This is a genomic window from Streptacidiphilus fuscans (genome assembly GCF_015690355.1).
GTDB lineage: Bacteria > Actinomycetota > Actinomycetes > Streptomycetales > Streptomycetaceae > Streptacidiphilus > Streptacidiphilus fuscans.
This window is the reverse complement of record NZ_JADPRT010000019.1, coordinates 106,085-130,323: the sequence shown is the minus strand read 5'-3', so window position 1 is coordinate 130,323 and position 24,239 is coordinate 106,085. Positions and strand designations below refer to the sequence as shown.

At 70.9% G+C, this 24,239-nt stretch carries 19 protein-coding genes; 10 read left to right on the top strand and 9 right to left on the bottom strand.

The window, feature by feature from the left end:
- Positions 1-12: 12 nt before the first annotated feature.
- Positions 13-1,392 carry a TIR-like protein FxsC gene (locus tag I2501_RS33620; RefSeq protein ID WP_328806728.1) on the top strand — a complete coding sequence of 460 codons (1,380 nt, stop codon included), beginning with the start codon at positions 13-15 and terminating at the stop codon, positions 1,390-1,392.
- Positions 1,389-5,372: an FxSxx-COOH system tetratricopeptide repeat protein gene (gene fxsT / locus I2501_RS33615; RefSeq protein ID WP_196197330.1), complete on the top strand. Its 3,984-nt coding sequence runs from the start codon at positions 1,389-1,391 to the stop codon at positions 5,370-5,372. The genes I2501_RS33620 and fxsT overlap by 4 nt, the downstream gene beginning before the upstream one ends.
- 80 nt (positions 5,373-5,452) lie before the next feature.
- Here the strand turns inward: fxsT and I2501_RS33610 are convergent, their stop codons facing one another.
- The gene (locus I2501_RS33610) at positions 5,453-6,349 is read right to left on the bottom strand and encodes an alpha/beta fold hydrolase (RefSeq protein WP_328806727.1); all 897 of its coding nucleotides are present in this window, start codon (positions 6,347-6,349) and stop codon (positions 5,453-5,455) included.
- Between the two features lie 89 nt (positions 6,350-6,438).
- Entirely contained in the window at positions 6,439-7,356 is a 918-nt protein-coding gene (locus tag I2501_RS33605; protein WP_196197329.1) for a DUF4231 domain-containing protein, read from the bottom strand.
- 239 nt (positions 7,357-7,595) lie between these two features.
- Between I2501_RS33605 and I2501_RS33600 the strand changes: the two genes are divergently transcribed.
- Complete coding sequence (locus I2501_RS33600; RefSeq protein ID WP_328806725.1) at positions 7,596-8,981, top strand: PAS domain-containing protein; 1,386 nt, start codon at positions 7,596-7,598, stop codon at positions 8,979-8,981.
- A gap of 25 nt (positions 8,982-9,006) precedes the next feature.
- On the opposite strand, the gene I2501_RS33595 is transcribed toward I2501_RS33600, so the two are convergent.
- Complete coding sequence (locus I2501_RS33595) at positions 9,007-9,756, bottom strand: sugar isomerase domain-containing protein (RefSeq protein WP_196197327.1); 750 nt, start codon at positions 9,754-9,756, stop codon at positions 9,007-9,009.
- A 199-nt stretch (positions 9,757-9,955) separates the two neighbouring features.
- Between I2501_RS33595 and I2501_RS33590 the strand changes: the two genes are divergently transcribed.
- A complete protein-coding gene (locus tag I2501_RS33590; protein ID WP_196197326.1) occupies positions 9,956-10,642 on the top strand; it encodes a metal-dependent transcriptional regulator in 687 nt (228 codons plus the stop codon).
- A gap of 405 nt (positions 10,643-11,047) precedes the next feature.
- Here the strand turns inward: I2501_RS33590 and I2501_RS33585 are convergent, their stop codons facing one another.
- Complete coding sequence (locus I2501_RS33585; protein WP_408022799.1) at positions 11,048-11,761, bottom strand: bifunctional DNA primase/polymerase; 714 nt, start codon at positions 11,759-11,761, stop codon at positions 11,048-11,050.
- A 336-nt stretch (positions 11,762-12,097) separates the two neighbouring features.
- Between I2501_RS33585 and I2501_RS33580 the strand changes: the two genes are divergently transcribed.
- Both I2501_RS33580 and I2501_RS33575 read left to right on the top strand, forming a co-directional pair.
- Complete coding sequence (locus I2501_RS33580) at positions 12,098-13,477, top strand: transcriptional regulator (RefSeq protein ID WP_196197324.1); 1,380 nt, start codon at positions 12,098-12,100, stop codon at positions 13,475-13,477.
- 128 nt (positions 13,478-13,605) lie between these two features.
- The gene (locus I2501_RS33575) at positions 13,606-14,697 is read left to right on the top strand and encodes a hypothetical protein (RefSeq protein ID WP_196197323.1); all 1,092 of its coding nucleotides are present in this window, start codon (positions 13,606-13,608) and stop codon (positions 14,695-14,697) included.
- A 21-nt stretch (positions 14,698-14,718) separates the two neighbouring features.
- Here the strand turns inward: I2501_RS33575 and I2501_RS33570 are convergent, their stop codons facing one another.
- Positions 14,719-15,900: an ABC transporter substrate-binding protein gene (locus tag I2501_RS33570; protein ID WP_196197322.1), complete on the bottom strand. Its 1,182-nt coding sequence runs from the start codon at positions 15,898-15,900 to the stop codon at positions 14,719-14,721.
- A gap of 323 nt (positions 15,901-16,223) precedes the next feature.
- Here I2501_RS33570 and I2501_RS33565 point away from each other — a divergent pair, with 323 nt between their 5' ends.
- A complete protein-coding gene (locus I2501_RS33565; protein WP_196197321.1) occupies positions 16,224-16,673 on the top strand; it encodes an SCO4402 family protein in 450 nt (149 codons plus the stop codon).
- 73 nt (positions 16,674-16,746) lie between these two features.
- Positions 16,747-17,616 (top strand): formyltetrahydrofolate deformylase, encoded by an 870-nt coding sequence (gene purU / locus I2501_RS33560; RefSeq protein ID WP_328806723.1) that lies wholly within the window; start codon positions 16,747-16,749, stop codon positions 17,614-17,616.
- A 53-nt stretch (positions 17,617-17,669) separates the two neighbouring features.
- Here purU and I2501_RS33555 read toward each other — a convergent pair whose 3' ends face one another.
- The 3 genes from I2501_RS33555 to I2501_RS33545 form a co-directional block, all read right to left on the bottom strand.
- Entirely contained in the window at positions 17,670-18,143 is a 474-nt protein-coding gene (locus I2501_RS33555) for a carboxymuconolactone decarboxylase family protein (RefSeq protein WP_196197319.1), read from the bottom strand.
- 161 nt (positions 18,144-18,304) lie between these two features.
- Positions 18,305-19,438 (bottom strand): zf-HC2 domain-containing protein, encoded by a 1,134-nt coding sequence (locus I2501_RS33550; RefSeq protein WP_196197318.1) that lies wholly within the window; start codon positions 19,436-19,438, stop codon positions 18,305-18,307.
- Entirely contained in the window at positions 19,435-20,091 is a 657-nt protein-coding gene (locus tag I2501_RS33545) for a sigma-70 family RNA polymerase sigma factor (RefSeq protein WP_196197317.1), read from the bottom strand. Before I2501_RS33545 ends, I2501_RS33550 begins: the two co-directional genes overlap by 4 nt.
- A 271-nt stretch (positions 20,092-20,362) precedes the next feature.
- Between I2501_RS33545 and I2501_RS33540 the strand changes: the two genes are divergently transcribed.
- Positions 20,363-20,719 carry an STAS domain-containing protein gene (locus tag I2501_RS33540; protein WP_196197316.1) on the top strand — a complete coding sequence of 119 codons (357 nt, stop codon included), beginning with the start codon at positions 20,363-20,365 and terminating at the stop codon, positions 20,717-20,719.
- A 121-nt stretch (positions 20,720-20,840) separates the two neighbouring features.
- On the top strand, positions 20,841-22,988 hold the full coding sequence (locus I2501_RS33535) for a bifunctional glycosyltransferase/CDP-glycerol:glycerophosphate glycerophosphotransferase (RefSeq protein ID WP_196197315.1): 2,148 nt from the start codon (positions 20,841-20,843) through the stop codon (positions 22,986-22,988).
- Positions 22,989-23,066: 78 nt separating this feature from the next.
- Here I2501_RS33535 and I2501_RS33530 read toward each other — a convergent pair whose 3' ends face one another.
- A complete protein-coding gene (locus I2501_RS33530) occupies positions 23,067-24,161 on the bottom strand; it encodes an alpha/beta hydrolase (RefSeq protein WP_196197314.1) in 1,095 nt (364 codons plus the stop codon).
- Between the last annotated feature and the right edge of the window lie 78 nt (positions 24,162-24,239).

The window sequence follows — 24,239 nt, the reverse complement described above, 5'->3', positions numbered from 1 at the left end:
GGGGGTGCGAGCGTGGCCGAGGAGAAGGGCTGGGACGAGGACATACCTCGGCCCATCTTCTTTCTGAGTTACGCGCATTCACCTCGCGGGGCCGGACGGCCCCGCAGCGTGTCGAACCTCTGGGAAGCCAGACTGTTCCGGGATCTGTGCGAGGCCGTCACGGATCTGTCCGGATGGGACGCGAACGAACCTCCCGGCTTCATGGATTCGGGCCTGAACGTGGGCGAGGGCTGGTCCGAGCGGATCAGCGAGGCGCTCGCGCACTGCCGGGTCTTCGTGCCGCTCTACTCCGTGCACTACTTCAAGAGCCAGGCGTGCGGGCAGGAGTGGGCCTCCTTCGCCTCTCGTGAGGTGCTGTCGGAGGTGCCGGGCGGCGGACTGCCGTCGGCGATTGTGCCGGTGCAGTGGGTCCGCGTGCAGGAGGAGCGGCTGCCGCCGGTGGCCAAGGCCCTGCAGTTCGACCACCAGGCCTTCGGCGACGGCTACCGGACCGAGGGGATGCAGCCGCTCCTCAAGGTCACCAAGTTCCAGTCCGACTACCAACTCGCCGTCTACCGCCTGGCACAGCGCATTGTCGACGTGTCCGAGCAGATGCGGGTGCGGACCGGCGCACGCCGGGACTTCCAGGACTACGACTCGGTCTTTCCGGCACCCGGCCGCAGGCGAACCCTGCGGATCACCGTCGCCGCCTGCGACGCCCACCATCTTCCGGAGGGCCGCTCCGGCGCCAACTACGGTGCGGACGCCCATGAGTGGCGGCCTTTTGTCGGCGACAGCGACGAGTCGATCGCCCGACGGGCGGCGTCGGTGGCGCGCGAGTGGGAGTTCCACGCCAGCATCGAGCCCTTCGGCGAAGAGGCAGCGCGGCTGCTCGCGGGTGAGCGGCCCACCGCTCCGGGACTGCTGCTTCTGGATCGCTGGACCCTGCTGGACGCCGCCCACCTGGAGACGCTGCGGCAGCTCGACGCGCGCAATCCGACCTGGGTCGGCCTGATGGAGCCGTGGGACCCGCACGACCCGGAGAACGCCGCCCGCCACGAGGAGCTGCGCACCCTGTCCGAGCGGACGCTGGTGAACCTGCGCGCCCAACGTCTCCAACGGGCCCGGTTGCGCGGTGTCGACGTGGTGACCAGCCTGGACGAATTCGAGTCGATGCTGCCCCATGTCGCGCTGAGCGCCATGCACGCCTTCGAGGAGCTCGACAGGCCGGACCCCTTCCCGGGTGTTCCGTCGGAGCCGAGCGGCTCGCCGCCGACACGACCGAATCTGCGGAGCGAGCACGTCAAGCGGGGTAACGGTGGCCGCCATGGGCCTCCGCCCGACGCGTCCGACCATGAATCCAGCGCGTCCGACGAGGGGCCGGCAACCGGTTCTGGGGGAGGGAATCCATGAGCGTGACTCAGCCCGAGGGCGACAGGGCCGAGCCGGTGCTGCCGCCACGTGAGGAGCGCGACGGACGGATCATCACCTTCTACTCCTACAAGGGCGGTACCGGACGCACCATGGCCCTGGCCAACACGGCCTGGATCCTGGCGGCCAACGGCTACCGGGTCCTCGCCGTCGACTGGGACCTGGAAGCGCCGGGGCTGTACCGATTCTTCGCGCCCTTCCTGGAGCAGGCCGCCCTGGACGCCTCCACCGGCGTCATCGACCTGATCTACGACTACTGCGACGCGCCGCTGACGAGCGAGGAGTTCGACCCGGCGGAGATGCGGCAGTGGACGCGGGTGCTGCCGCATGTGCTGTCGCTCAACTGGAGCGGGTTCCCGGGCGAGGGCTGCCTCGACTTCCTTCCTGCCGGTCAGGCGCACAGCGACTACGGCGCGATGGTGGCCAACATCAACTGGGACGAGTTCTACGCCCGGCGGCACGGCGCGGAGTTCTTCAAGGCGCTGCGTACCGACATGAGCCGCCAGTACGACTACGTCCTGCTCGACAGCCGCACCGGTCTCTCCGACATCCAGGAGATCTGCACCGTCGAGCTCCCCGACGACCTCGTCGTCTGCTTCACCCTCAGCAACCAGAGCATCGAGGGCGCCTCCGAGATCGCTCGGAAGATCACCGAGCGGCACTACAACCGCGGCATCCGGATCCTGCCGGTCCCGATGCGCATCGACGACGGCGAGAAGGGCAAGGCCGACGCCGGGCGGGCGCTTGCACGCAAACGTTTCAGCGGCCTGCCGCAGGGGCTGTCCGAGAGCGGGCGGGAGCGCCACTGGGACTCGGTGGAGATCCCGTATCTGCCGTACTACGCCTACGAGGAGATCCTGGCGCCCTTCGGCGACAAGCCCGGATCGCCGACCTCCATGCTGTCGGCGGTCGAGCGGCTGGTCGCCTCCGTTACCAAGGACCGGGTGACCGGGCTGCCGCCCATGGACGAGGACGTCCGGCTGCACTACGTCGACCTGTTCACCCGCCCACGTCCCACCGCACGCGAGGACATCATCGTCTCCTACGCGTCCGAGGACCGGATGTGGGCCGAGTGGATCGAGTGGGTGCTGACCAGGGCCGGGCTGCGGGTCGTCCCGCGCGAACTCGGCTCGCTGCCGCGCGGCGACTCCGACCGAGTCCGGGACGCGGTCACCCGCACGCTGGCGGTGTGGAGTCCGGCCTACGCCAAGTCCGTACAGTCGCGTCAGGCCCGTGACCTGCTGGGCGGCGAGCGGACCATGGACCAGCCGGAGCTGATCACGGTGCGGGTCGGTGACACCCGGACCGGCGGCACCTACGGCGGCAACTCCGTGGAGTTGGTGCGCCTGGAGGAGGACGCCGCACGGGCGGTGCTGCTGCGGGCCGTCGGCCTGCCCGAGACCGTGCTGATGGACTCGATCCCGGGAGAGGGTCCGCGCTTCCCGGGACGCCGCCCGGCGATCTGGAACCTGCGCCTGCGCAACCCCTCCTTCACCGGCCGCGCCGCCGTGCTGGACCGGTTGCGCGACCAACTCCGGGGCCAGCAGCGGGATCGCCGCTCCACAGTGGTGCTGCCGACCCCGCAGACCCTCTACGGTCTCGGCGGTGTCGGCAAGACGCAGGTGGCGCTGGAGTACGCGTACCGCTTCATGGCCGACTACGACCTGGTCTGGTGGATCGAGTCGGAGGAGCCCGAGCAGGTGGCCACCTCGCTCTCCGAGCTCGGCCGCCGCCTGGACCTGCGGATGGGCGAGAACGCCAACGAGAACGCCGAGTTGGTCAAGGAGACGCTGCGCCTCGGGATGCACCCCAAGGCCAAGCGCTGGCTGCTGATCTTCGACAACGCCGACGACCCCGCGCAGATCGTGCGGTTCCTGCCCGGCGGTTCAGGGGACGTCCTGGTCACCTCGCGGAACCAGGCATGGACCAGCCATGCCGAGGCGTTGGAGGTCGACGTCTTCCGCCGAGAAGAGTCGGTCGAGCACCTCTGCCGCCGGGCCCCGGCGCTCAGCCAGCAGGAGGCCGGACTCGTCGCCGAGGCCGTCGGCGACCTGCCGCTGGCGGTCGAGATCGCCGCCGCCTGGCTGGAGACCACCGGCGTTCCGGTGGGCGAGTACGTGGAGCAGTTGAAGAGCCAGCCGGATCGAGCGCTCGGCGGTACCACTCCGGACGACTACCCCGACAGTTTCGGCAAGGCCTGGCAGGTCTCCATCGAGCGGCTCAGCCAGCAGATGCCTGCGGCGGTCCGGCTGCTCCAGCTGTGCGCGTTCCTCGCCCCGGACTCCATCGCGACCAGCATCTTCTACAGCGACCAGATGATGAACGCGCTGGTGGAGTTCGACGAGGAGCTGCGCGACAAGAACATGATGGGCCGCGTCATCCGCGCCATCGGACGGTACGCCCTGGCCAAGGTCGACAACAGCAGCAAGACCTTCCAGGTCCACCGCATGGTGCAGGCGGTCATCCGGTCCGGCCTGACGCCGGAGGAGCACGAGGACCTGGTCCACGAGGTCCACCGCATCCTCGTCGGCGCCCGCCCCGACATCGGTGACACCGACGACCCGGAGAACTGGCCGCGGTTCGAGTTGATCTGGCCCCACCTCGGCCCGTCCAACGCCGAGAACTGCGACGAGGCCGACACCCGGCAACTGCTGATCGACCGGGTCCGCTACCTGTGGAAGCGCGGTGACCTGGACCGGGCCGAGGACCTCGGCCGTCGCCTGAACACCGCGTGGACCGAGAAGCTGGGCGAGGACGACCGGCAGACGCTGCAGCTGCGCTTCCAGCTCGCCAGCGTGCTGCGCAGCAAGGGACTGGCCCAGGAGTGCCTGGAACTGGACCAGGACACGCTGATGCGGCAGACCCGGGTGCTGCGCCCCGACCATCCGCTGACCCTGCAGACCGCCGGCAACCTCGCCGCCGACCTGCGCGTCGTCGGCCGCTTCACCGAGGCGCTCCAGCGCGACCAGGAGACCTACCTGCGGATGAAGGAGGAGCTCGGCGAGGAGGACCCGCGCACCCTCAACATCGCCAACAACCTGGCGGTCGACCACCGGTTCACCGGGAACTACGAGGCGGCCCGGATACTCGACGAGGAGGTCTACAACCTCCGCACCGCGGTGCTGGGCGTCACCCATCCGTACACGCTGGGCTCGAAGGCCAACCTGGCCGACGACGAGCGTGCCCTCGGCAACTACGGGCGCTCGATCAGCCTGCTGAGCGAGTTCCGCGACGAGTACTCGGTCCCGGTGCCCGACCTGGCGTCGCTGCGCTACGCCACGAGCCTTGCGGTCTCGCTGCGCCGGGCCGGAGAGCAGAACGAGGCCCGGCGGCTGACGATCGAGACCTACAACCGCTACCTGGAGCGCTACGACCCGAAGGTGCCGGACGTGCTGTCCTGCGCGCTCAACCTCGCGGCGGAGTACTCGGCCGCAGGTGACAAGGAGCGGGCCCGTGACACGGCCAGGGAGGTGTTCGACACCTACCGCGAACGCCTCGGCGACACCCACCCGTTCACGCTGATCTGCGGCAACAACCTGACGATCTACCAGCGCGACGTCGGCCAGCCGGAGGAGCTGCGTGAGGCGGTGGTGCTCGGCGAACACACACTGGAGGCGCTGCGGCACACGGTGGGCGCGGACCACCCCTACACCCACTGCGCGATGCTCAACCTGGCCAACACCTACGGCGACATGGGCGAGCTCGAGAAGTCCGAGGAGCTGGAGGTGGCCGCGCTGCAGGGCATGACCGCCAGGTACGGCGGCAACCACCCCGACCCGCTGGTCTGCCAGAGCAACCTGGCGATCACCCTGCGCGGCCTGGGCCGTGAGGCCGAGGCGCAGGACCTGCGTCGTCGAGTGATCGACCGGCTGATCGCGGTGCTCGGCGAGAACCACCAGACCGTCCACGACGCGCGCGCCTGGCGCCGGATGGGCCGCGACCTGGAGCTCGTGCCGGCCTGACCGGAAGGGTCCGGGCGCCGTTCACCGGCGCCCGGACCTGCCATGATGTTCCGTCAGTTCGACGCTTGCCGACCTCGTCGTCACGCGGTGTCGGACGGTGCCGGTGCGGTGTTGAGCGCGACCCGGCACAGGATGTCCGGCAGCAGCTGCCAGGCGGCGAAGTGGGACGCGCCCGGCTCGACCATCGAGTGGGCGCCGGGGATGTGGGCGGCCAGCCACCGGGTGTGCTGGACCGGGGAGAAGACGTCGTCCTCGCCGTGCCACAGATCGACATGGCCCTCGATCCGGGCCGGGTCGAAGCCCCACGGCCGGACGAAGGCCAGCACGTCGTCGTTCCAGCCGTCGTCCCCCGTGCGGACCGCCTCCGCGTAGTTGCGGGCGAGGGTGCTGCGCAGACCGGCGTCGCGGATCGCGTTGAGGTCCGCGGACGGCAGCTCGTGGCGCAGTGCCTGGAGCAGTTTGCGGGGCTGTTCGCGGATGCCGTCGATGCGGGCGGCCAGGAGCGGGCGGAGGCGGTGCGGGCCGTCCTCGGCGGCGCGGAAGGCGGAGATGTTGGAGTCCGTCATGCCCTGGTACCAGTCCAGGTCCTCGGCGTCGCGCGGGGCGAGGCAGACCATGACGGCGGTGCGGGTCACCCGGTCCGGGAGGAGCGCCGCGCAGGCGAGCGCGTGCGGGCCGCCGCCGGAACGGCCCACGATGCCGAAGGAGTCGAGGCCGAGGCGGTCGGCGATCGCGGCGACGTCGAGGGCGGCGTCGCGGACGTGGCGACCGGGCAGGCGGTCGGACCGGCCGTAGCCGGGGCGGTCGTAGGTGACCACCTGGACGTTGAGCCGGTCCAACTGCCGTTCCAGCGGGAGCTGTCCGAGTCTGCTGCCGGGCATGCCGTGCATCAGGAACACCGGGTCCGCGGAGGATCTGCCCCAGATCGCCGCGGTGAGCGTGCGGCCGTCCGGCGCCCTGACCTCGATGTCCCTCACGTCGCTCCTCTACGCGGTTTCCGTGCGGTGTCGGTGCGGTGGCGGTGCCGGGCCGGGTGCCGTGTGGTGCTGCGGAAGGGCTCGGCGGGTCAGATCCTCCGGTCGCTGCGGGCCCGCCAGACCGCCTGTTCCTTGGCGAGCATGGACTCGGACTCGCGGCTCAGCCGCGACCACAACTCCTCGGCGTCGGGTTCGGCGGGATTCAGCCTTTCCAGCTGGATCTCCACCTGCTCCAACTCCTTCGCCACCAGCCGGTACGCGGCGGCCAGCGGCCGGAACTGCTTGAGCTGCGTCCAGGCGGTGATCGCCGCGCCCGCCGTGGCCAGGGTGCCGAGGACGTGGGTGTGCACGGCGCCGGCCGTCTGCAGCCCGGCCGCGGTGAGGCCGAAGACGATCGCCACCAGGGTCATCAGCGACCAGAAGGTGCTTTTGTTGTCGAAGGCGTCCGCCTTGCCCAGGTACCAGACCCGTTGGGCCCGCAGCCGCTCCTGCAGGTAGAGCTCGCGGCGGGCGACCAGCGACCCGGCGCGAAGACGGCGCATCTCGTCGGTGATCGCAGGCTCGGTGTTCTTGGGAATCACGCCCACGCTGCGGTAGGTCTCGAAGACCTCGCTCAGCCGGTCCAGGAACTGCTCGTCGGCCTCCTCGCTCTGGGCCGGGCCGTCGAACGGCCGGGCCCGGACGACGTAGCGCCACACCAGGCCCTTGATCGCCTCGGCGGCGGCCCGGCTCTCGAACCACAACGACTGCGGCGTCTCCGCCCGCAGCCGGTCCCAGTAGTACCCGGCGACCAGGAACGCCGCGATGGACAGCACGGGGGAGAGGTCGAGCGAGCCCACGTGCCAGTCCGGGATGCCCAGTAACGAGGCCGCCAGGAGCGCGATGATCTGCCCGCCGTACCAGTGCGTCGCCTTCCGCTGCTCGGTCACCGAGACGCGGTCGGCGGTCCAGTAGGGCTCCGGTATCAGCTGCTTCTCCCGGAATCCCGGTGCAGAGATCTGGACCATGGCGACTCCCCCTCCCCTTCGCCCAGACGCTCGGACAGTGCTGACTGATCGTGCTGACTGATCGTGCTGACTGAACGTGCTGAATACGTGTCACCTTGCCCAGCGCACTTGCCCAGCACACGTACGCACACCATCAACGACCGGAAGACGCCGGTCCGTCAACACTTTTGCGGAACCGGGTGTACGAGGCGGAGCAGGCGAGTTGAATGGACACGTCTGCAGGGGGAGGTGCGCCCACCGTGCACACTGATGATGACGAACGTACCCATGGACGTACCGACCAGCAGCTGCTCGGCGCGTTGCTGGAGGGCATGGAGGTCGGCCTCGCCGCGCTGGACGCCGACGGCGTGGTGACGCACTGGAACCGTGAGGCCGCCCGGCTGCTCGGCTGGAGCGCGGCCGAGGCCGTGGGCAGACGCGGGCTGGAGGGCTGGGCGGTGCGCCCGGCCGACGCCGAGGAGGTGCGCGCCGGCCTGCAGGGCGCGCCGGACGGCGTCCGGGTGCTGCACGAGTTCCCGCTGCTGACCAGGGACGGCCGCCGAACTCTCGTCCGCGCCCAGGTGAGTTCGGTCCGGACGAGCACCGGACGCACCCTGTGCCACTACTTCGCCTTCTCCGAGGCCTGCGCGCAGACCGAGTGGGAGCGGTCGCTCGCGCTGGCGCACTCGCTGCTCGACGAGGCGCAGACCGGCGCCGTGCTGGTCGACGCGGACCTGCGTCCCGCCACCGTCGGTGACGCGGCGGCACGTTGGCTCGACTGCGAGCGGTCGGCCCTGCTCGGGCGCCCGCTCGGCGAGGTGCTGCAGGAGGGCGTCCCGGAGCTGGAGGCCGCGTTGCAGCGGACGCTCTCCACCGGCAAGTCCGTCAGCGGGGTCAAGCTGTGGGTCACCCTGCGCAGTGATCCCGCTCGACGCCGGTGCCTGCGCAGCGAGTTCGTGCGGCTGGGCTCGCCGCTGGGCGAGGAGCCGGTGCCGCTCGGGGTGGTCTGGCTGTTCGAGGACGTCACGCTGCACGAGCAGGCCGAACAGGAGGCCTCGGTGCTGCGCTTCCGGACCAACCAGCTCCGCCGCGCGGGGCTGGCGGCGGCGGAGTGCGCGGACGGCCTGGACGCGGCGGCGGGCTATCTCGACTTCGTGCTGGCCGGGTTCGCCGACCACGCACTGCTTGACGTGCTGCGCGGCGACGCGCTGGTCCGCGTCGCGGCCTCCCCGCTGGGCGGGCTGGCGCTCGGGGACGGGTTGACCCCGACCGGCCTGCCCGCCCGCTACGGCGAGGTCCATCCCGCGCTGCGCGCGCTGGAGCGCTGCGGCACGGTCGCCGTCTCCGACAGCGGCGCGCCCGCCTTCGCCACGCTCTCCGCCCAGCTGTCCGCCCCGCCGTCGGCAGGAGCGCCGGCGGGACTGGGCCTCGGCGGGTGGGCGGAGCTGCGCCGGTGGCCGGAGGGGACGCTGCACGGGCTCTGCACGCCGCTGCGCAGCCGGGGCCGCAGCCACGGCGTGCTCACCTTCCTCCGCGGCCCGGGACGGCCCCGGTTCGACCGCGCCGACTGCGACTTCGCCGAGGACGTGGCGGCGCGGGTGGCCGCGGCGGTCGACCTGTCAGGAGAACCCAGTCACAACGGGTAGTTCCCTTCAGAACCTGCAAAACAGCTCAGAACGCGTAGAAGATGCGGTCGCGGTGCTCAGCCATCAACTTGGCGTTCCAGTCGGTGCCGCCGTCGACGTTGCCGGAGCGGAAGAGCGGCGGGGTGATCCCCTCGGCAGCCAACTTGCCCACGGCGACGGCGACGACGGACTGCATCAGCGCGACCGTCGCCAGCGTCGACACGGGGCCGAAGGTCGTCACCGCGCCGTCGACGGTCAACTCGCCGTCGCCGACCGCGATCTTGCTGTCCAGCACGATGTCGCAGACGTCCTTGAGGTAGAGGCCGTCGGGATGCTGCGAGGTGACCGCCGACGGGTAGGCGAGCGAGGTGACGCCGATCACGGTCAGCCCGCGCTCGCGTGCGTGACGGGCCAGTTCCACGGGCATCACCTGGCGGCCGGAGAGCGAGATCACGAAGAGCAGGTCGCCGGCGCGGGCCGGTCCCGCGTCCAGGGTCGTGGTGGCCAGGCCGGGCACCCGCTCCAGCGCGCTGCCCAGATGGGCGGGCATCACGTCGACGCCGATCACCCCGGGCACGGTGAGCAGGTTCATCAGGACCAGCCCGCCGGCGCGGTAGACGACGTCCTGGGCCGGGAGGGACGAGTGCCCGGCGCCGAAGGTGAAGATCCGGCCGCCCTCCTTGACGGTCCGCACGAGGGCGTCGGCGGCGGCCTCGACGCCCGACGTCTCCTCGTCCTTGATGCGCTGGAGGTGGGCGATGGCGGCGTCGAGGTACTGCCCGGCGAGATCGCTCATCAGCTGCTGGCTCCCCTGCGTAGGTGAGTGGGTGCGGGTGGTGACGTTCTTGTGGTGACTCGCACGGTGACGGGCCGGGTCGGGCCCTGTCAACACTGCCCGCCGTCGCCGCGTCCTGGATTGTCGGCGGGATGCGTAAGAATTGAGGGGCACCCGGAGCGCGACCGGAGCACATCCGAGGAACGGAGCCCGCAGTCCGATGTCAGGCCACCTGATCGACACCACAGAGATGTACTTGCGGACCATCTTCGAGCTGGAGGAGGAGGGCGTCGTCCCCATGCGCGCCCGTATCGCGGAGCGCCTGGAGCAGAGCGGGCCCACGGTCAGCCAGACCGTCGCCCGGATGGAGCGAGACGGCCTCGTGACCGTCGCCGACGACCGCCACCTGGAACTCACCTCCGAGGGTCGCAAGCTCGCCACCCGCGTGATGCGGAAGCACCGCATCGCGGAGTGCCTGCTGGTCGACGTCGTCGGCCTGGAGTGGGAGCAGGTGCACGCGGAGGCGTGCCGGTGGGAGCACGTGATGAGCGAGGCCGTGGAGCGCCGCGTCCTCGAACTGCTGCGCCACCCGACGGAGTCCCCGTACGGCAACCCGATCCCGGGCCTGGAGGAGCTGGGCGAGACCCCCGCGGACGAGGGCGAGACGCTGGTCACCCTCGACGAGCTGATGCCGGGCGCGGACGGCCGCGCGGTCGTCGTCCGCCGCATCGGCGAGCCGATCCAGACGGACGCGCAGCTGATGTACACGCTGCGGCGGGCGGGAGTGCAGCCGGGCGCGGTCGTCAACATCACGGAGTCCACGGGCGGCGTCCTCGTCGGCAGCGGCGGCGAGGCGGCTGAGCTGCGGAAGGACATCGCGGCCCACGTCTTCGTGGCCCGCGCCTGAACTGTTCGGACTGAACGACGAAGGGCCTCGGCTACTTTCCCCGAGCGCCGAGGCCCCTCGTGATCCCCCGATCCCTCCCGTTCCCCTCTCCGCTTCCCCCGCCGGGCCCGGCTTCCCCTCCAGGCACCTTCTGACGAAGCGGTGACTCCCTTCCTCTACGTGGAACGCGCTCGCGCCCTCGTCCTGACCCTTACGTCCAGATAGATCCCCTCGGCAACTCCCGCCAATCCTTGAGCCCGTTCACCTGATCGTGGGGCTTTTCCACTCTCCTGCGTGGGTAGAACCCCAGTTACCCCAGAACGGGCCAGGGCGTGCCAGAGCGGGTGAGAACGTGACTGTGCCCCCGGTCGACCGCGGGAAGCGTCACCGCGGGACTCGGGGGCACAGGGGATTGCCGGGCTTGTGCTACTGCCCCACGTGTGCGGGCAGCGGCGCCTCTCGGCCGCAGGCGTAAGCAATGGGGTTGATGACCTCGGCCGCCTCCGGCAGCCAGCGGTTCAGGTTCGTGGGTTCGCGCGCCCACTGCGCGTACCCGAAGCCGCCGATCCGGGTGGGCGGGGCCACGACCCAGCCGCCCTCGCCGTGGCCGACCAGGTCGAGCCTGCCCGCGCCCCAGCCGAGGCGGCGCAGCATGTCCGGCAGCTTGGAGAGCGCGCCGGGCAGCACCAGGAAGACCAGCCGACGGCCCCGCCCGGGACCGCCCGGCATCGCCAGTACCGGGCCGAGCTGCAGGCCCATCCGCTCCATCCGGGCCAGCGCCAGGCAGCCCGCGACCTCGGGGACGTCGATCGCGTCGAACGAGCGACCCGTCGGCAGCAGGATCGACGCGGCGGGGTTCTCCGTCCACCAGCGCCGGACGACGCCGGGGCCCGAGCTCGAACGGCGGGTCCAGTCACGGGTGGCCGGGTGCGCCCCGGGCATCGGGCAGTCGAGGTCACCGCAGGAGCAGCGCGGTGGGCCGTCGTCCTCGATCAGCCAGGCACCGGGGGAGACCTCCCAGTGCCGTTCCTCCGCGTACGCGACTGCTGCCGTCAACAGCGAGTCACGTGCGGAACCCCTGCCGGTTTCCGTGTGCCCGTCCTGTCGAGTGGCTCCCAGGGTGTCTTCCACGTGCTGCACAACTCGCCCCAGCAGCAGGGGTTACGGCCTGATCGGGAAAACTCGGCCATCCGGGAAGCGACACGCGGGGCGCGCGGTTGCACGCGAGGGGGCGCACGCCCCTTGGGCCCGGCAAGCGGGTATGGGGGGCCGTCAGGCTTCGCTACGCTGACGGATGTTCCCGACCATTACCAGTCGTTCCCAGCCATTCCGTAGCGGTTACCCGCTGTTGGCACTCCGTGACGCATCACCCGACAGGATCGGGGGAATGCTCCTGTCCTGCGACCTCCGACCTCAAAGGTCCCCAATTCCCACGGTCCGAAAGGGTCCGACCTCATAGGGGAGGCAGTGACTTCCATGGCCGCCAGACCGCTCGTCGCACGACAGCCCAACGAACGGCTCCAGGCCCTGATCCAGGAGGCGGGCTGCTCGAACGCCGGCCTGGCCCGCCGGGTGAACCTCTGCGGTGCCGAGCACGCCCTCGACCTGCGCTACGACAAGACGTCCGTGGCCCGCTGGCTGCGCGGTCAACAACCGCGCGGACAGGCCCCGGCGGTGATCGCCGAGGCGATCGGCCGCAAACTCGGTCGGCCGGTCACGGTCGAGGACATCGGGATGGCCGACGGCAAGAGCCTCTCCTCCAGCATCGGCCTGCACTTCGCGCCGAACCTGGTCGGGGCGGTCGAGCAGGTCTGCGAACTGTGGCGCAGCGACGTCGGGCGGCGGGACTTCCTGGCCGGCGCGTCCGTGGCCGCGTCCGCGCTGGTCGAGCCCAGCCGCGACTGGCTGATCACCGCGCCGGACGTGGCCGTCGCGCGCGCCGGTGGCCCACGCGTCGGTCCGGCCGACGTCGAGGCGGTCCGGGCGACCACGCAGATGCTGGTCGACCTCGACCACCGCTTCGGCAGCGGCCATGTGCGGCCGGTCGTGGTGCACTACCTCAACTCCGTGGTCTCCGGCCTGCTCGCGGGTTCCTACCGGGAGGAGACGGGGCGTCAGCTCTTCGCCGCCGTCGCGCGGTTGACCGAGCTGGCCGGATACATGGCCATCGACACCGGCCAGGCGGGGCTGGCCCAGCGCTACTACATCCAGGCGCTGCGCCTGGCCCAGGCAGCGGGCGACCGCGCGTACGGCGGCTACGTGCTCGCCTCGTCGATGAGCCACCTGGCCGCCGCCCTGGGCAACCCGCGGGAGATCACCCAGCTCGCCCGCGCCGCGCAGGAGGGTGCGCGGGGCTCCGCCACGCCCACGGCGATGGCCATGTTCCACGCGGCCGAGGCACGCGGTCACGCGCTGCTCGGCGACAGCCGGTCCTGTGACATGGCCGCCGGACGGGCGATGCAGGCCCTGGAGCACAGCCGGCCGGAGGAGGACCCGGGCTGGATCGGCCACTTCGACGGCGCGTACCTCGCCGACGAGCTCGCCCACTGCCACCGCGACCTCGAACAGCCGCGGCAGAGCGCCCGCCAGGCCCAGGAGGCGCTGCGCGGTCACCCCGAGACGCGGGTCCGTCGCCGCGCCGTGGACCTGGTCCTGCTCGCCACCGCGCAGTTGCAGCTGCGCGAGGTCGACGCGGCGTGCGAGACGGGCGCGCGGGCGGTCGAGTTGATGTCCGGGCTGCGGTCGGCGCGTGGTGCGGAGTACCTGGACGACTTCCGGCGCAAGCTGGAGCCGTTCCGCAACCAGCGTGCGGTGCAGGAGTTCCAGGCACGGGCGTTGGCGGAGGTCGCCGCCTGAATCCCCCATCGGTGCACAACCGGAACAACCCAGGATGGTCACCCGTCGGGGGTAACGGGTAGCGTGGTGCGCGTTGTGAGCGGAGCCCGAGCGCGACTGGGCGAGCTCGGTCAAAGGTGAGGAAACGCGTGAACCATCGTCGACCCAACCCCGGCGAGCTCACTCCGGACGACCTCTTCCGTCCGGAAGAGGCGCACTACGCCGAGCACCAGACGCCGTTCCAGCAGGGGCCTCCGGCGGAGAACGGAGCCGCGGCCACGCAGTTCCTGCCACCGTCCCAGGGCGGCGGGTACGGCGGCGGCTACGGCGGTTCGGGCGGTTCCGGCGAGTACCGCAACGACTACGCCAACGACTACAACACCGGTGGCGGCTACGGCGGTCGGGGCGGTTACGAGGCCAACGGCCAAGGTGGGTACGGCGGTCACGGCGGCGGTGCCGAGCACGACACGTACAACGGCGGCTACAACGGCGGCTACGACAGCCAGAACGGCTACGAGAACCACAACGGCCACAGCGGCTACGACAACCAGGCCGGTTACGACAACCAAGCCGGCTATGGCAACCACGCCGGGTACGACGGCTACGACGACGGGCCGCGGCGCAGCGGGCCGTCGCTCCGCAACGTCGCCATCGGCGTGGTCGCGGCGTGCGCGGTGGCCGGTATCGGCCTGGGCGCGATGCTGAGCAGCGGCTCGCCCTCGGCGTCCGCGCAGACGGCCGGGACGGGCACGACCAAGTCGGCGAACCCGGCGTCGATCGGCGGGAGCACCGCGGCGTCCCAGGCGCAGGCGCTCAGCGGGTTGCTGTCCTCGGCGGCGAACGACCGCTCCGCGGTGATCGGCGCGGTCAGCGACATCGAGGGCTGCCAGGCGCTGCCCGCCGCCCAGCAGACCCTGAGCCAGGCCGCGCAGGCACGTGGCCAGCTGGTGCAGCAGCTGGGCGCGCTGAACGCGTCCCAGCTGCCGCAGGGACAGCAGTTGGTCGACGCGCTGCGCACCGGGTGGGAGGCCTCCAAGGAGGCCGACTCGCACTATGCCGCGTGGGCGGCGCAGTCCGTCGAGAACTGCCAGAAGAAGCACCACCCGCACCCGGGCGGCGAGAAGAACCTGGGCGACACGGCGAGCGTCAACGCCAGCCACGCGAAGGACCGCGCGGCGAGCCTCTGGAACCCGATCGCCTCCGCGCAGGGTCTGCCGACCCGCAGCACGAGCCAGCTCTGACCTGGACTTCGGTACGGCTGTCTAGCGCGTCAGTTGGGTCGCGACGTTGACCAGGCCGGAGTGGGCCTCGGTGAGCTCGCCGTTGACCACCTGCTGGAAGGACACGTCCGTGTTGACCGTGCGCGGCGCGGACTGGAGGGCGATGAGGTTGGTGCTCTGCCACGAGAGCGGCGGCGTCGCGCCGTCCGTCGAGACCGGGCCGGTGGCGTCGAACGCGGCGTGGACGCTCTGGGTCGTGATCGGGCCGTTGATCGTCGCGGCGACCTTGTCGAAGACCTCGTAGGAGATCCAGGTCGTCTCGATAGCCGGGTCGGCGGAGTTGATGCTGTTGTCGGTGAAGGCGTACTTCTGGATCACCGCGTGCAGCTGCTTCCAGACGGGGCTGCCGTCGGGCGGGTACCAGCCCGTCGCCAGCGCGCCCTCGAGGGGGCCGGTGGCGCCGCCGAGGTTGTCGACGAGGGACTGCTGGAAGCTGCCGATCAGCGCCGAGAGGCGGGCGTGCGCGGGGTTCGCCTGGAGCCAGTTGGCGTAGAAGGTCTGGGTGGAGGCCGCGTCCAGCGCGCTGGTGACGCAGTCGCCGTCCTGGTCGGAGCCGATCGCCGTCTCGACCTCGTTGCCGTAGCTGGTCTGTCCGGGGTTGACGGGAACGTCGACCGCGGTCAGGTGGGCCGAGGAGAGACCGTCGTTGAGGTAGTCGAACATGGTGTCGCCGACCGCCGTGTTCGGGCGCACGATCGCGACCCGGCGGCAGCCCGCCGCCGCCAACTGCTCGCCGTTGCCGACCAGCAGGGTCTGGTACCCGCCGTTGACCGGGTACGAGTACGGCGAGGTGAACTCGGCCGTGGACGCGCCCGATCCGCCGATGTAGCTGATGCCCGCGTTCTCCAGGGTGGGCATGAACTGTGCCGCGAACTGGCTCGACGAGCCGATCACCGCCGCGACGTGGTCGGCCGCCGCCTGGTCCGCGCACGCGAGCGCGCCCTGCGCGGTGTTGTGTTCGTCGCAGGCGAGCACGCGCAGCTGGTGGCCCTGGATCCCGCCGTTCGCGTTGACGGAGTCGGCGATGGCCTGGGCCATCGCGGGTACGCCGGGTTCCGCGCCGGCCTGGCCCTCCATCGGAGCCCAGGTCATCACGGTGACGACGTCGTCGGCGCTTGCGTTCCCCCCGCAGCCCGTCAGACCGGCGCCCAGCACCGCCGCCATGGAGACAGCGGTCCCTAGTCGAACTAGGGCGGAACCCTTTGTGATCATGATGTGCTGCCCTCTCCCCAACGGCTGCGCAAAAGGCTTTTCGGTCGAACGTCACCCTTGATGGCATATCGGACGCCGGGACGGCATCGACACCAACGCAAGGTGACTGCGATGTGAACAAGGAGTGATTGCGCGCGTAGAACGTAGGATCGTGCACCATGCAAGGCGCACAGGCTCCGGGTAAGGCTTCGGATAACGCTTCGGGTCACACTTCGGTCGAGGCTTCCGACGAAGCTCCGGTGAGGGCTTCTCGAACCGGCACCCGCTCCAGGAGGATGGGCGGCATGCCGCTCACTGACATTCCCTGGTGGCGTTGGCGGGCCCGAGTCCGCTCAGCGCTGCACATGCTCGGCGATCTGCGTTTCCAACAGGACTGCTGGGCGGTCGGCCGGGAGGGCTACGGAGACGTCACCGACGCCGTCTACCGCCTGGTCGAGGACACCTGGCTGGACCGCTGGTCCGCAGAGAAGTACGTCGGCACGATCTTCCGCGACTCCACCGAGGCCGCGCTCGTCGACACGGCGGTGCTGCGGGTGCTCCGGATCATGCACCAGATCGGTTCCGACGCGCCCGTCTCCGCCTACCTGGAGCACCACGCCTGGCCCGAGGCGGTCCGCGCCTGCCGCGAGGCGCACGTCCGGCTCGCCCTCGCCGACGAGGAGGACCCGGACACGCTGCCCCGCTCCCTCGCCCAGCTCGCCGCCCTGACCCGCTCCGGAGGGTGAGACGCCACGCGGCTCCACCGGCGTGATGTGGGACCCTGGGGCCCAGGTTCGTCGCGTAAGGAGAAGCAGTCCGGTGGCCGAGGCCGAGCAGAACGCCGAGCAGTACATCCTGACCCTGTCCTGCCCCGACAAGCAGGGCATCGTGCACGCGGTGTCCAGCTACCTGTTCCTCACGGGCTGCAACATCGTGGACAGTCAGCAGTTCGGCGACGCGGACAGCGGGCTGTTCTTCATGCGGGTGCACTTCTCCGCCGAGCCGCCGGTGAACCTGGAGAAGCTGCGCGCCAGCTTCGCGGCGACGGGTGACGCCTTCCACATGGAGTGGCAGATCCACGAGGCCGAGGCCAGGATGCGGGTGCTGCTGCTGGTCAGCAAGTTCGGGCACTGCCTGAACGACCTGCTGTTCCGCGCCAGTTCGGGCGCGCTGCCGGTGGAGATCGCCGCCGTCGTCTCCAACCACCGCGACTTCGAGGACCTGGCCGCCTCCTACGGCGTGCCGTTCCACCACATCCCGGTCACCCCGGACACCAAGGCCGAGGCGGAGGCGGCGCTGCTGCGCGTCGTCGACGAGGAGCGCGTGGACCTGGTCGTGCTGGCCCGCTACATGCAGGTGCTCTCCGACGACCTGTGCAAGGCGCTGACCGGACGCGCGATCAACATCCACCACTCGTTCCTGCCGAGCTTCAAGGGCGCCAAGCCCTACCACCAGGCGCACGCCCGCGGCGTGAAGCTGATCGGCGCGACCGCTCACTACGTGACCGCGGCGCTCGACGAGGGCCCGATCATCGAGCAGGAGGTCGTCCGCGTCTCGCACGAGGTCACGCCCCAGAAGCTGGTCGCCCTGGGACGTGACGTCGAGTGCCAGGCGCTGGCCCGCGCCGTGAAGTGGCACGCGGAGCACCGCGTCCTGCTCAACGGCTCGCGCACGGTCGTCTTCCGCTAGTTTCCGCTACGTTCCGCGAGCTTCCGCCGGCTTCCGTCAGGGACTGCGCACGGTCAGCTCCACTGACCCGGCTGGTAGCTTCCGGCCGGCTGCCGGACGATCACGTTGAGCCGGTTGTAGACGTTGATCAGCGCGATCAGGCTGACCAGTGCGGCCAGTTGCTCGTCGTCGTAGTGCTTGGCGGCCTTCGCCCACACGTCGTCCGGGACGCCGCCGGGCGCGTCGGCGAGGCGGGTGCCCGCCTCGGTCAGCTCCAACGCGGCCTTCTCGGCCTCGGTGAAGACGGTGGCCTCGCGCCAGGCCGCGACCAGGTTGAGGCGCTGGGCCGTCTCGCCCGCCGCTGCCGCGTCCTTGGTGTGCATGTCCAGGCACATGCCGCAGCCGTTGATCTGGCTGGCCCGGATCTTCACCAGCTCCTGCGTGGCGGCGGGCAGGGTCGAGTCGGTGACGACCTTCCCGGCCGCGTTGATGTACTTGCTGAACTTGGGCGCGACGGTGGTGCCGAAGAGGTTGAGTCGGGCGTCCATGTCGATCTCCTAGCTGCTCTGTCGCCTGCTGCTCCGCCGTAAGGCGCTTCTGCAGGGATGACACCGCAGCCCGGAGGAGTGTGACGGGCGACCGGCCGAACAGTGGTGATTCAGGCCACAGTCAGGGCCGGGCTGTCGCAGTCGGGGCCGGGCTGTCGCCGTCAGGGCCGGGAGAGCAGCCGGGCTGCCGCGAGCAGGTCGCGGGCCGCTGGCGCATCGCCCTTGATGCCGACCGGGACGCGGTGCGGGTCCCGGCGTGCCGCGCAGAGGAAGCAGAACTCCACGCCGTCGATCGCCAGCGTCGCGGTGGGTTCGACGTCCGTCGGGGGAACCCAGCCCGGGGCGTCGATCGGGATCAGCCACTCGCCCTCGCCGCGGCCCTCGACGATCAGCTTCACCACGCGCGACTGCTCGCCCGGCACCGGGTCCGGCGATGTCGCCTCGCCGGAGGCGCGCAGCGCGGACATCGCCAGCGGCAGCAACCGCACTGCCAGGCCGATGAGTTGCCGCATGTGCGCGCCGCGCGGCGGGTGGTACGGATAGCTGACCGCCTCCGCGATGTCGTCGGCGTGGATCCAGCACTCGAAGGCGCGGTCCAGGAACGAGTCCGCCACCCGCAGCTCGAACGCGCCGTAGTCGACGCCGTCCTCCGCCACCACCGGGTCGGCCTCGGCCGCCAGCGCCGCCGTCTCGACCACCGCCCGCGTCTGCGCACGCCACATCGCGCGGACCGACTCCGGCGGTCGCCGCGACTGCGCCTCGCGCAGCGCCGTCGTCCGTGCGACCAGCACGTCGACGTGGCCGCCCGGCCCGTCCGCCGCTTCGGCGGGCTTCGGCTCGGTCACCCGGTCCAGCGGATCCGGCAGGCCAAGCGCGTCGGCCAGGACGCCGTCCACCGCGGCGAGATGGGACAGCACCTCGGCCGGGCGGCGCTGCTCGGAGCCGCCGTGCCACGTCAGTTGGGCCTGCTCCAGCCAGTCCAGCTCGCCCAGGTCGCGCAGCAGCGCGTCCAGGCGGGCCGTCTCGGCGACGTACGGGTCGGCGTAGGAGGGGACGCGGAAGTCCGCGTCGCGTATCTCCAGACAGCCGGCCATGACCTGGCGGCGCAGGCCCGGATCCGGGTCGAGCGGCTCGTCGGAGGAGAGCCAGCCGGCGGCGTCCCGCAGCCGGTGCGCCTCCTCGGCGCAGGACGGGCAGTCGGCGAGGTGCGCTTCGAGGCGTGCCGCCTCGTCCGGCCGGCAGGCGTCGAGGGCCCAGGCGCCGAGGAGGCTGCGCAGTGCCTCGTGGCCGCTCATCGGGCGGGCTCCGTCGGCTCGGTGGACCCGGCAGGCTCCGCGTAGTCGGCGGACCCGGCGGCATCACTGGGCGCGGTTGCCCCGGTCGGCTCCGTCGGGCTGGTCGACAGCGCGGTGGCCAGCAGTTGCAGGCCCAGCCGCATCCGGTGCTTGGCGGTGGCGGGCGTGACGCCCAGCTCGGTCGCCGCCTCGCCGTAGGTGCGCCCGCCGAAGTACGTGAGCAGCAGCGTCTCCCGCAGCGCCTGCGGCAGCGAGCCGACCACGTACTGCACGCGGGCGGCCGTGGCCGCGGCCAGGATCTCCTCCTCGACGCTGGGCGGCTCCAACGGGCCGTCCACGCCGCCGTCCTGCTCCCCGGCGGCGGCCGCGTGCTCGCGGCGGAGGCGCTCCACCGCGCGGCGGTGGGTCAGCGTCCCGATCCAGGAACGCATCGAGCCCTGGGCCGGGTCGAAGCTCTCCGGGTGCTCCCAGACGTGGGCGAAGACGTCCCTGGTGATCTGCTCAGCGGCGGCCTGGTCGCCCAGCACGCGGTTGGCGAGTCCGTGCACGAGCGGCGCGAACTGGTCGTAGAGCTCGCCGAGGGCGGACTCCTCGCCGCGCGCGAGCCGTCGCTGGATCTGCCGGTCCCAACGGATCGGCGCCGGACTCGTCATCAGCACCACCGCTCCGTCGGTACCAGTTCAGCGACTGCTCAGGTGACTCCTCGGGGAATTCCTCAGAGAACTCCTCAGGTCGAATCTAGCGCCGCGATGTGCCGGTCGTCCGAATGTTTGAAGAATCAAGTGTGCGCGCATGGTGGCACGCAGTGTCAGAGCGAGGGACCGAGGGCTACCCTGAAGCACCATCACCATCAGTGATGTCCTGGTAGCGGGGGGAACCCGGACGGTCGGACAGCTGAAGAGTCGGAGAGTCGTGGGCACCGTGATGACGACGAACGTGACCGTGGAACGGTACGAACAGGACGACTGGGTGCTGCTGAGCGTCTCCGGCGATCTCGACCTCGGCTCGGGCGGCCGGGTCCGCGAGGCGGTGCGCGAGGCCGTGGCGAACGGGTCCAGAAAGCTGGTGGTCGATCTCACGGACGTCCGCTTCTGCGACTCGACGGGCGTCGGGGTGCTGATCGCCGCCCGGCGGCTGATGCGATCCTGCGGCGGCGAACTGCGGTTGGTCATGCCGCGGGTGGACCCCGCCTCCGGTGCGGTGCCGTCGCAGGTGCACCGGGTCTTCGCGGCGCTCGGCGTACGGCGGCTGTTCACGGTCTCCGACGAGCGACCGTTCTGACCGCCTTCTGAGCCGCTTCTGAGCAGGGGTTTCATCGGTCGGTCCGACGTGAAGGCGCGGTGAACTAGCATCGGGTTGCCCCGCATGCACCGCCGCCGCAGGACCAGGAGCGCCACCAGCTGTGAGTACCGGAGTTTCCCTCAGCATCGTGCTGCCCGTGTACGGCGTCGCCGACTACCTTCCGCGCTGCCTGGACTCCCTCCTCTCCGCCGACCTGCCCTCACTTCAGGTGATCGCCGTCGACGACTGCTCGCCCGACCGCAGCGGCGCGATCCTCGACGCCTATGCCGAGCGCGACTCCCGCCTCACCGTGCGGCACCTGGCCGTCAACCGCGGTCTCGGCGGCGCGCGTGAGGTCGGTCTCAAGTACGCCACCGGCGACTACGTGTGGTTCGTTGACAGCGACGACTGGCTGGCCGACGGCGCGGTGGACCTGGTCGCCGCGCGGCTCGCGGAGATCCGCCCCGACGTGCTGATCACCGGTTTCGCCCGCACCTTCCCGGACGGGACGACCGAGCCGGACACTTGGCGCCGCCTGCTGGTCGAGCCGCCGCTGCCGGAGGTCTTCACCCTGGCCGACCGGCCCGGCCTGCTGCAGATGATCATGTCCGTCTGGAACAAGGTGATCCGCCGCGAGTACCTGGCGTCGCTGGAGGTCCAGTTCGGCGGCGGCTACTACGAGGACATCTCGGTCACCTATCCACTGCTGCTGGGCGCGCAGAAGCTCAGCTACCTGGACAAGGACCTCTACTTCTACCGCCGCCAGCGCGCCGGGGCGATCACCAACACCGCCTCGCCCAAGCACGCGGACGCGTTCCCGCAGTACGAGGCGATCTTCACGTTCATGGAGCGCCACCCGGAGATCCCGGCCGAACTGCGCCGGGCCGTCTTCGACCGCACGGTCAAGCAGGCCGTCACCGTGCTGGACACCCCCGGCCTGGTCCCGGAGCGGCTCCGCGAGGAGTTCTTCCGCCGCACCGTCGCGCACTTCCACCGCCGGCGACCGGCGGGCTACGCCTACCCCAAGGGCCTGCGCGGCGTGCAGTACCGGCTGGTCGACCGCGGCGCGTGGGGCGCGTACCAGCGCCTGCGCCCGCTGCGCGCGCTGCCGCGCACCCTGCCGAACACCCTGAAGCGGGCGGTACGCGGCGCGGGCCGCCGCGGCCTCTACGAGACCTACCGCCGGCTCCCGCTCAACGAGAACCTCGCCGTCTTCGCGGCCTACTGGTACCGGGGTTACGCCTGCAACCCGGCCGCGATCTACGAGGCGATGCGCGAGCTCGCCCCGCAGGTCAAGGGCGTCTGGGTGGTCGAGACGGCGGCCCAGGCCAAGGGGCTGCCGGAGGGCGTCCCGTACGTGGTGGCCAACACGCCGCGCTACTTCAAGCTGATGGCGACGGCCAAGTACCTGGTCAACAACGTCAACTTCCCGCACACGATGACCAAGCGGTCCGGCTCGGTGCACGTCCAGACCCAACACGGCACCCCGCTCAAGTACTTGGGCCTGGACCTGAAGTCCCGCCCGCTGGCCGCAGGCGACATGGACTGGGACCGCCTGCTGGAACACGTCGCCCGCTGGGACTACCTGGTCTCGCCGAGCCCCTTCGCGACGGACGCCTTCGGCCGCGCCTACCCGGGCCCCTACGAGGTCCTGGAGACGGGCTACCCGCGCAACGACCGCCTGGCCAACGCGGACGCGGCGGAGATCGCCGCGGTGCGCGAGAAGTTGGGCATCCCCGCCGACCAGCGGGTCGTCCTCTACACCCCCACCCACCGCGAGCAGCAGGACACCTTCGTCCCCGCCCTCGACATCGTCACCCTCGCCCGCAGTCTCGGCCCCCGCACGACGCTGCTGATGCGCGCCCACTACTTCTACGACGACGCGGGCCTCCGGCCGGACGACGTGGGGGTGGTCGACGTCTCGGCGTACCCCGTCGTCGAGGACCTCTACCTGGCGGCGGACATCCTGGTCACCGACTACTCCTCGACGATGTTCGACTACGCGGTCCTGGACCGCCCGATCGTCGTCTTCGCCCCGGACTGGGACGAGTACCAGCGCGTCCGCGGCACGTACTTCGACCTGATGGCCGAGCCCCCGGGCGCGGTCGCGTCGACGCCGGAGGAGCTGGCCGAGCTGCTCCGCGTGGGCGGCGGCGCGGACACGTGGGAGACGGAGAAGCTGCGGGGCGCGTTCCGCGCGAAGTTCTGCGCGCTGGAAGACGGCGGCGCGGCGGAACGGGTCGTGCGGCGGGTATTCCCCGTGCAGTAGTCGGGGTTGGGCACGAGGGACGTTGCACTACCTACGCGGCGGAGCCGCACATCAGCAGTTCCCCGCGCCCCCAACCGTTCAACCGGACGTCCGCGCCGACAGCCAGGTCAGTGCATCGGGCAGCATCTCCCGCCACACCGTGGGGGTGTGACCGCCCTCGCGGACGGTGACCAGGCGGCTGTCGCCCGGCGTCCGCAGGACCGCGAGCAGCGCCTTCGCCGCAGGCACCGTGCCCTGGTCCTGGAGGCTGCCGCCCATCAGGAACGACACGGGCGGCTGCTTCTTCGCGTGCTTCAGCTGGTACACCGGGTCGTTGGCGCGGCTCAGCCCCAAGTTGTTCGTGACCAGGGGGGATTCGGGCGTGTTGTAGCCCGACAGGCTGACCGCCGAGCCGAAGACGTCCGGGTGCTGGACCGTCAGGTTGACCGCGCAGTACGCACCCGCGGAGTAGCCCATGATCGCCCACTGCGACGGTGCCTTCGCGGCGCGGAAGTTGGACCGGATCAGCGCCGGCACGTCCCGCGAGAGCCACGTCGCGGTCCGGGCCACGCCCGGGATGTCCGCGCAGCCGGGGTCGGTGTTGCCGCCGAGGACGTTCAGCTTGGCCGAGACCATGATCATGGGCTTGACCGTGCCCGCGGCCATCAGCTTGCTCATCTCGTCCTGGACCTTCATCGTCCCGAACCACGCCTGCGGCGTGCCCGGCGTGCCGGGGAGCAGTTCGACCACCGGGAAGTCGGTGTTCGCGTACGCGGGGTCGTGGTACTGCGGCGGAAGCCAGACGTAGAGGCTGCCCTCGATGCCGGAGGACGCGCCGACCGTGCGGGTCTTCAGCACGCCGGGGAGGTAGGAGGAGAAGGTCAGCTTGCCGCCGGGCGCGACGCCGTCGCCGCCGTGGTGGCCGTTGTTGCCGGAGAGCGCGGTGTCGCTGACCGTCGTGCTGCCGCCGAAGAGGTCGCTCCAGCTGTCGTAGAACGGCCCCATGCTGTTGTTGAGGTAGACCAGCACCATGACCACGGCGGTGAGCTGGCTCAGGACGGCCAGCCCGAATCTGGCCGCCAGTCTGGCCGCGCCCGGGCCGGGTATTCGGTTCCACAGCCCGAACAGCGCGGCCAGGGCGACGACCACGAGGACGACGGTCAGCACGAAGAAGGGTGTACCGGTGAGGCTCATCGCGACCTTTCAGGAAACTCCCGCCGTCTCCTGGTGCGACTACCGGGCGAGAACCAGACTTTCGAGCTCGTTCGAGCC

Excerpts from the sequence above, each read along its gene's own strand:
- fxsT (WP_196197330.1), top strand. The coding sequence starts at position 1,389 with ATGAGCGTGACTCAGCCCGAGGGCGACAGGGCCGAGCCGGTGCTGCCG.
- I2501_RS33605 (WP_196197329.1), bottom strand. The coding sequence starts at position 7,356 with ATGGTCCAGATCTCTGCACCGGGATTCCGGGAGAAGCAGCTGATACCG.
- I2501_RS33595 (WP_196197327.1), bottom strand. The coding sequence starts at position 9,756 with ATGAGCGATCTCGCCGGGCAGTACCTCGACGCCGCCATCGCCCACCTC.
- I2501_RS33590 (WP_196197326.1), top strand. The coding sequence starts at position 9,956 with ATGTCAGGCCACCTGATCGACACCACAGAGATGTACTTGCGGACCATC.
- I2501_RS33580 (WP_196197324.1), top strand. The coding sequence starts at position 12,098 with ATGGCCGCCAGACCGCTCGTCGCACGACAGCCCAACGAACGGCTCCAG.
- I2501_RS33570 (WP_196197322.1), bottom strand. The coding sequence starts at position 15,900 with ATGGCGGCGGTGCTGGGCGCCGGTCTGACGGGCTGCGGGGGGAACGCA.
- I2501_RS33565 (WP_196197321.1), top strand. The coding sequence starts at position 16,224 with ATGGGCGGCATGCCGCTCACTGACATTCCCTGGTGGCGTTGGCGGGCC.
- I2501_RS33555 (WP_196197319.1), bottom strand. The coding sequence starts at position 18,143 with ATGGACGCCCGACTCAACCTCTTCGGCACCACCGTCGCGCCCAAGTTC.
- I2501_RS33550 (WP_196197318.1), bottom strand. The coding sequence starts at position 19,438 with ATGAGCGGCCACGAGGCACTGCGCAGCCTCCTCGGCGCCTGGGCCCTC.
- I2501_RS33545 (WP_196197317.1), bottom strand. The coding sequence starts at position 20,091 with ATGACGAGTCCGGCGCCGATCCGTTGGGACCGGCAGATCCAGCGACGG.
- I2501_RS33540 (WP_196197316.1), top strand. The coding sequence starts at position 20,363 with ATGACGACGAACGTGACCGTGGAACGGTACGAACAGGACGACTGGGTG.
- I2501_RS33530 (WP_196197314.1), bottom strand. The coding sequence starts at position 24,161 with ATGAGCCTCACCGGTACACCCTTCTTCGTGCTGACCGTCGTCCTCGTG.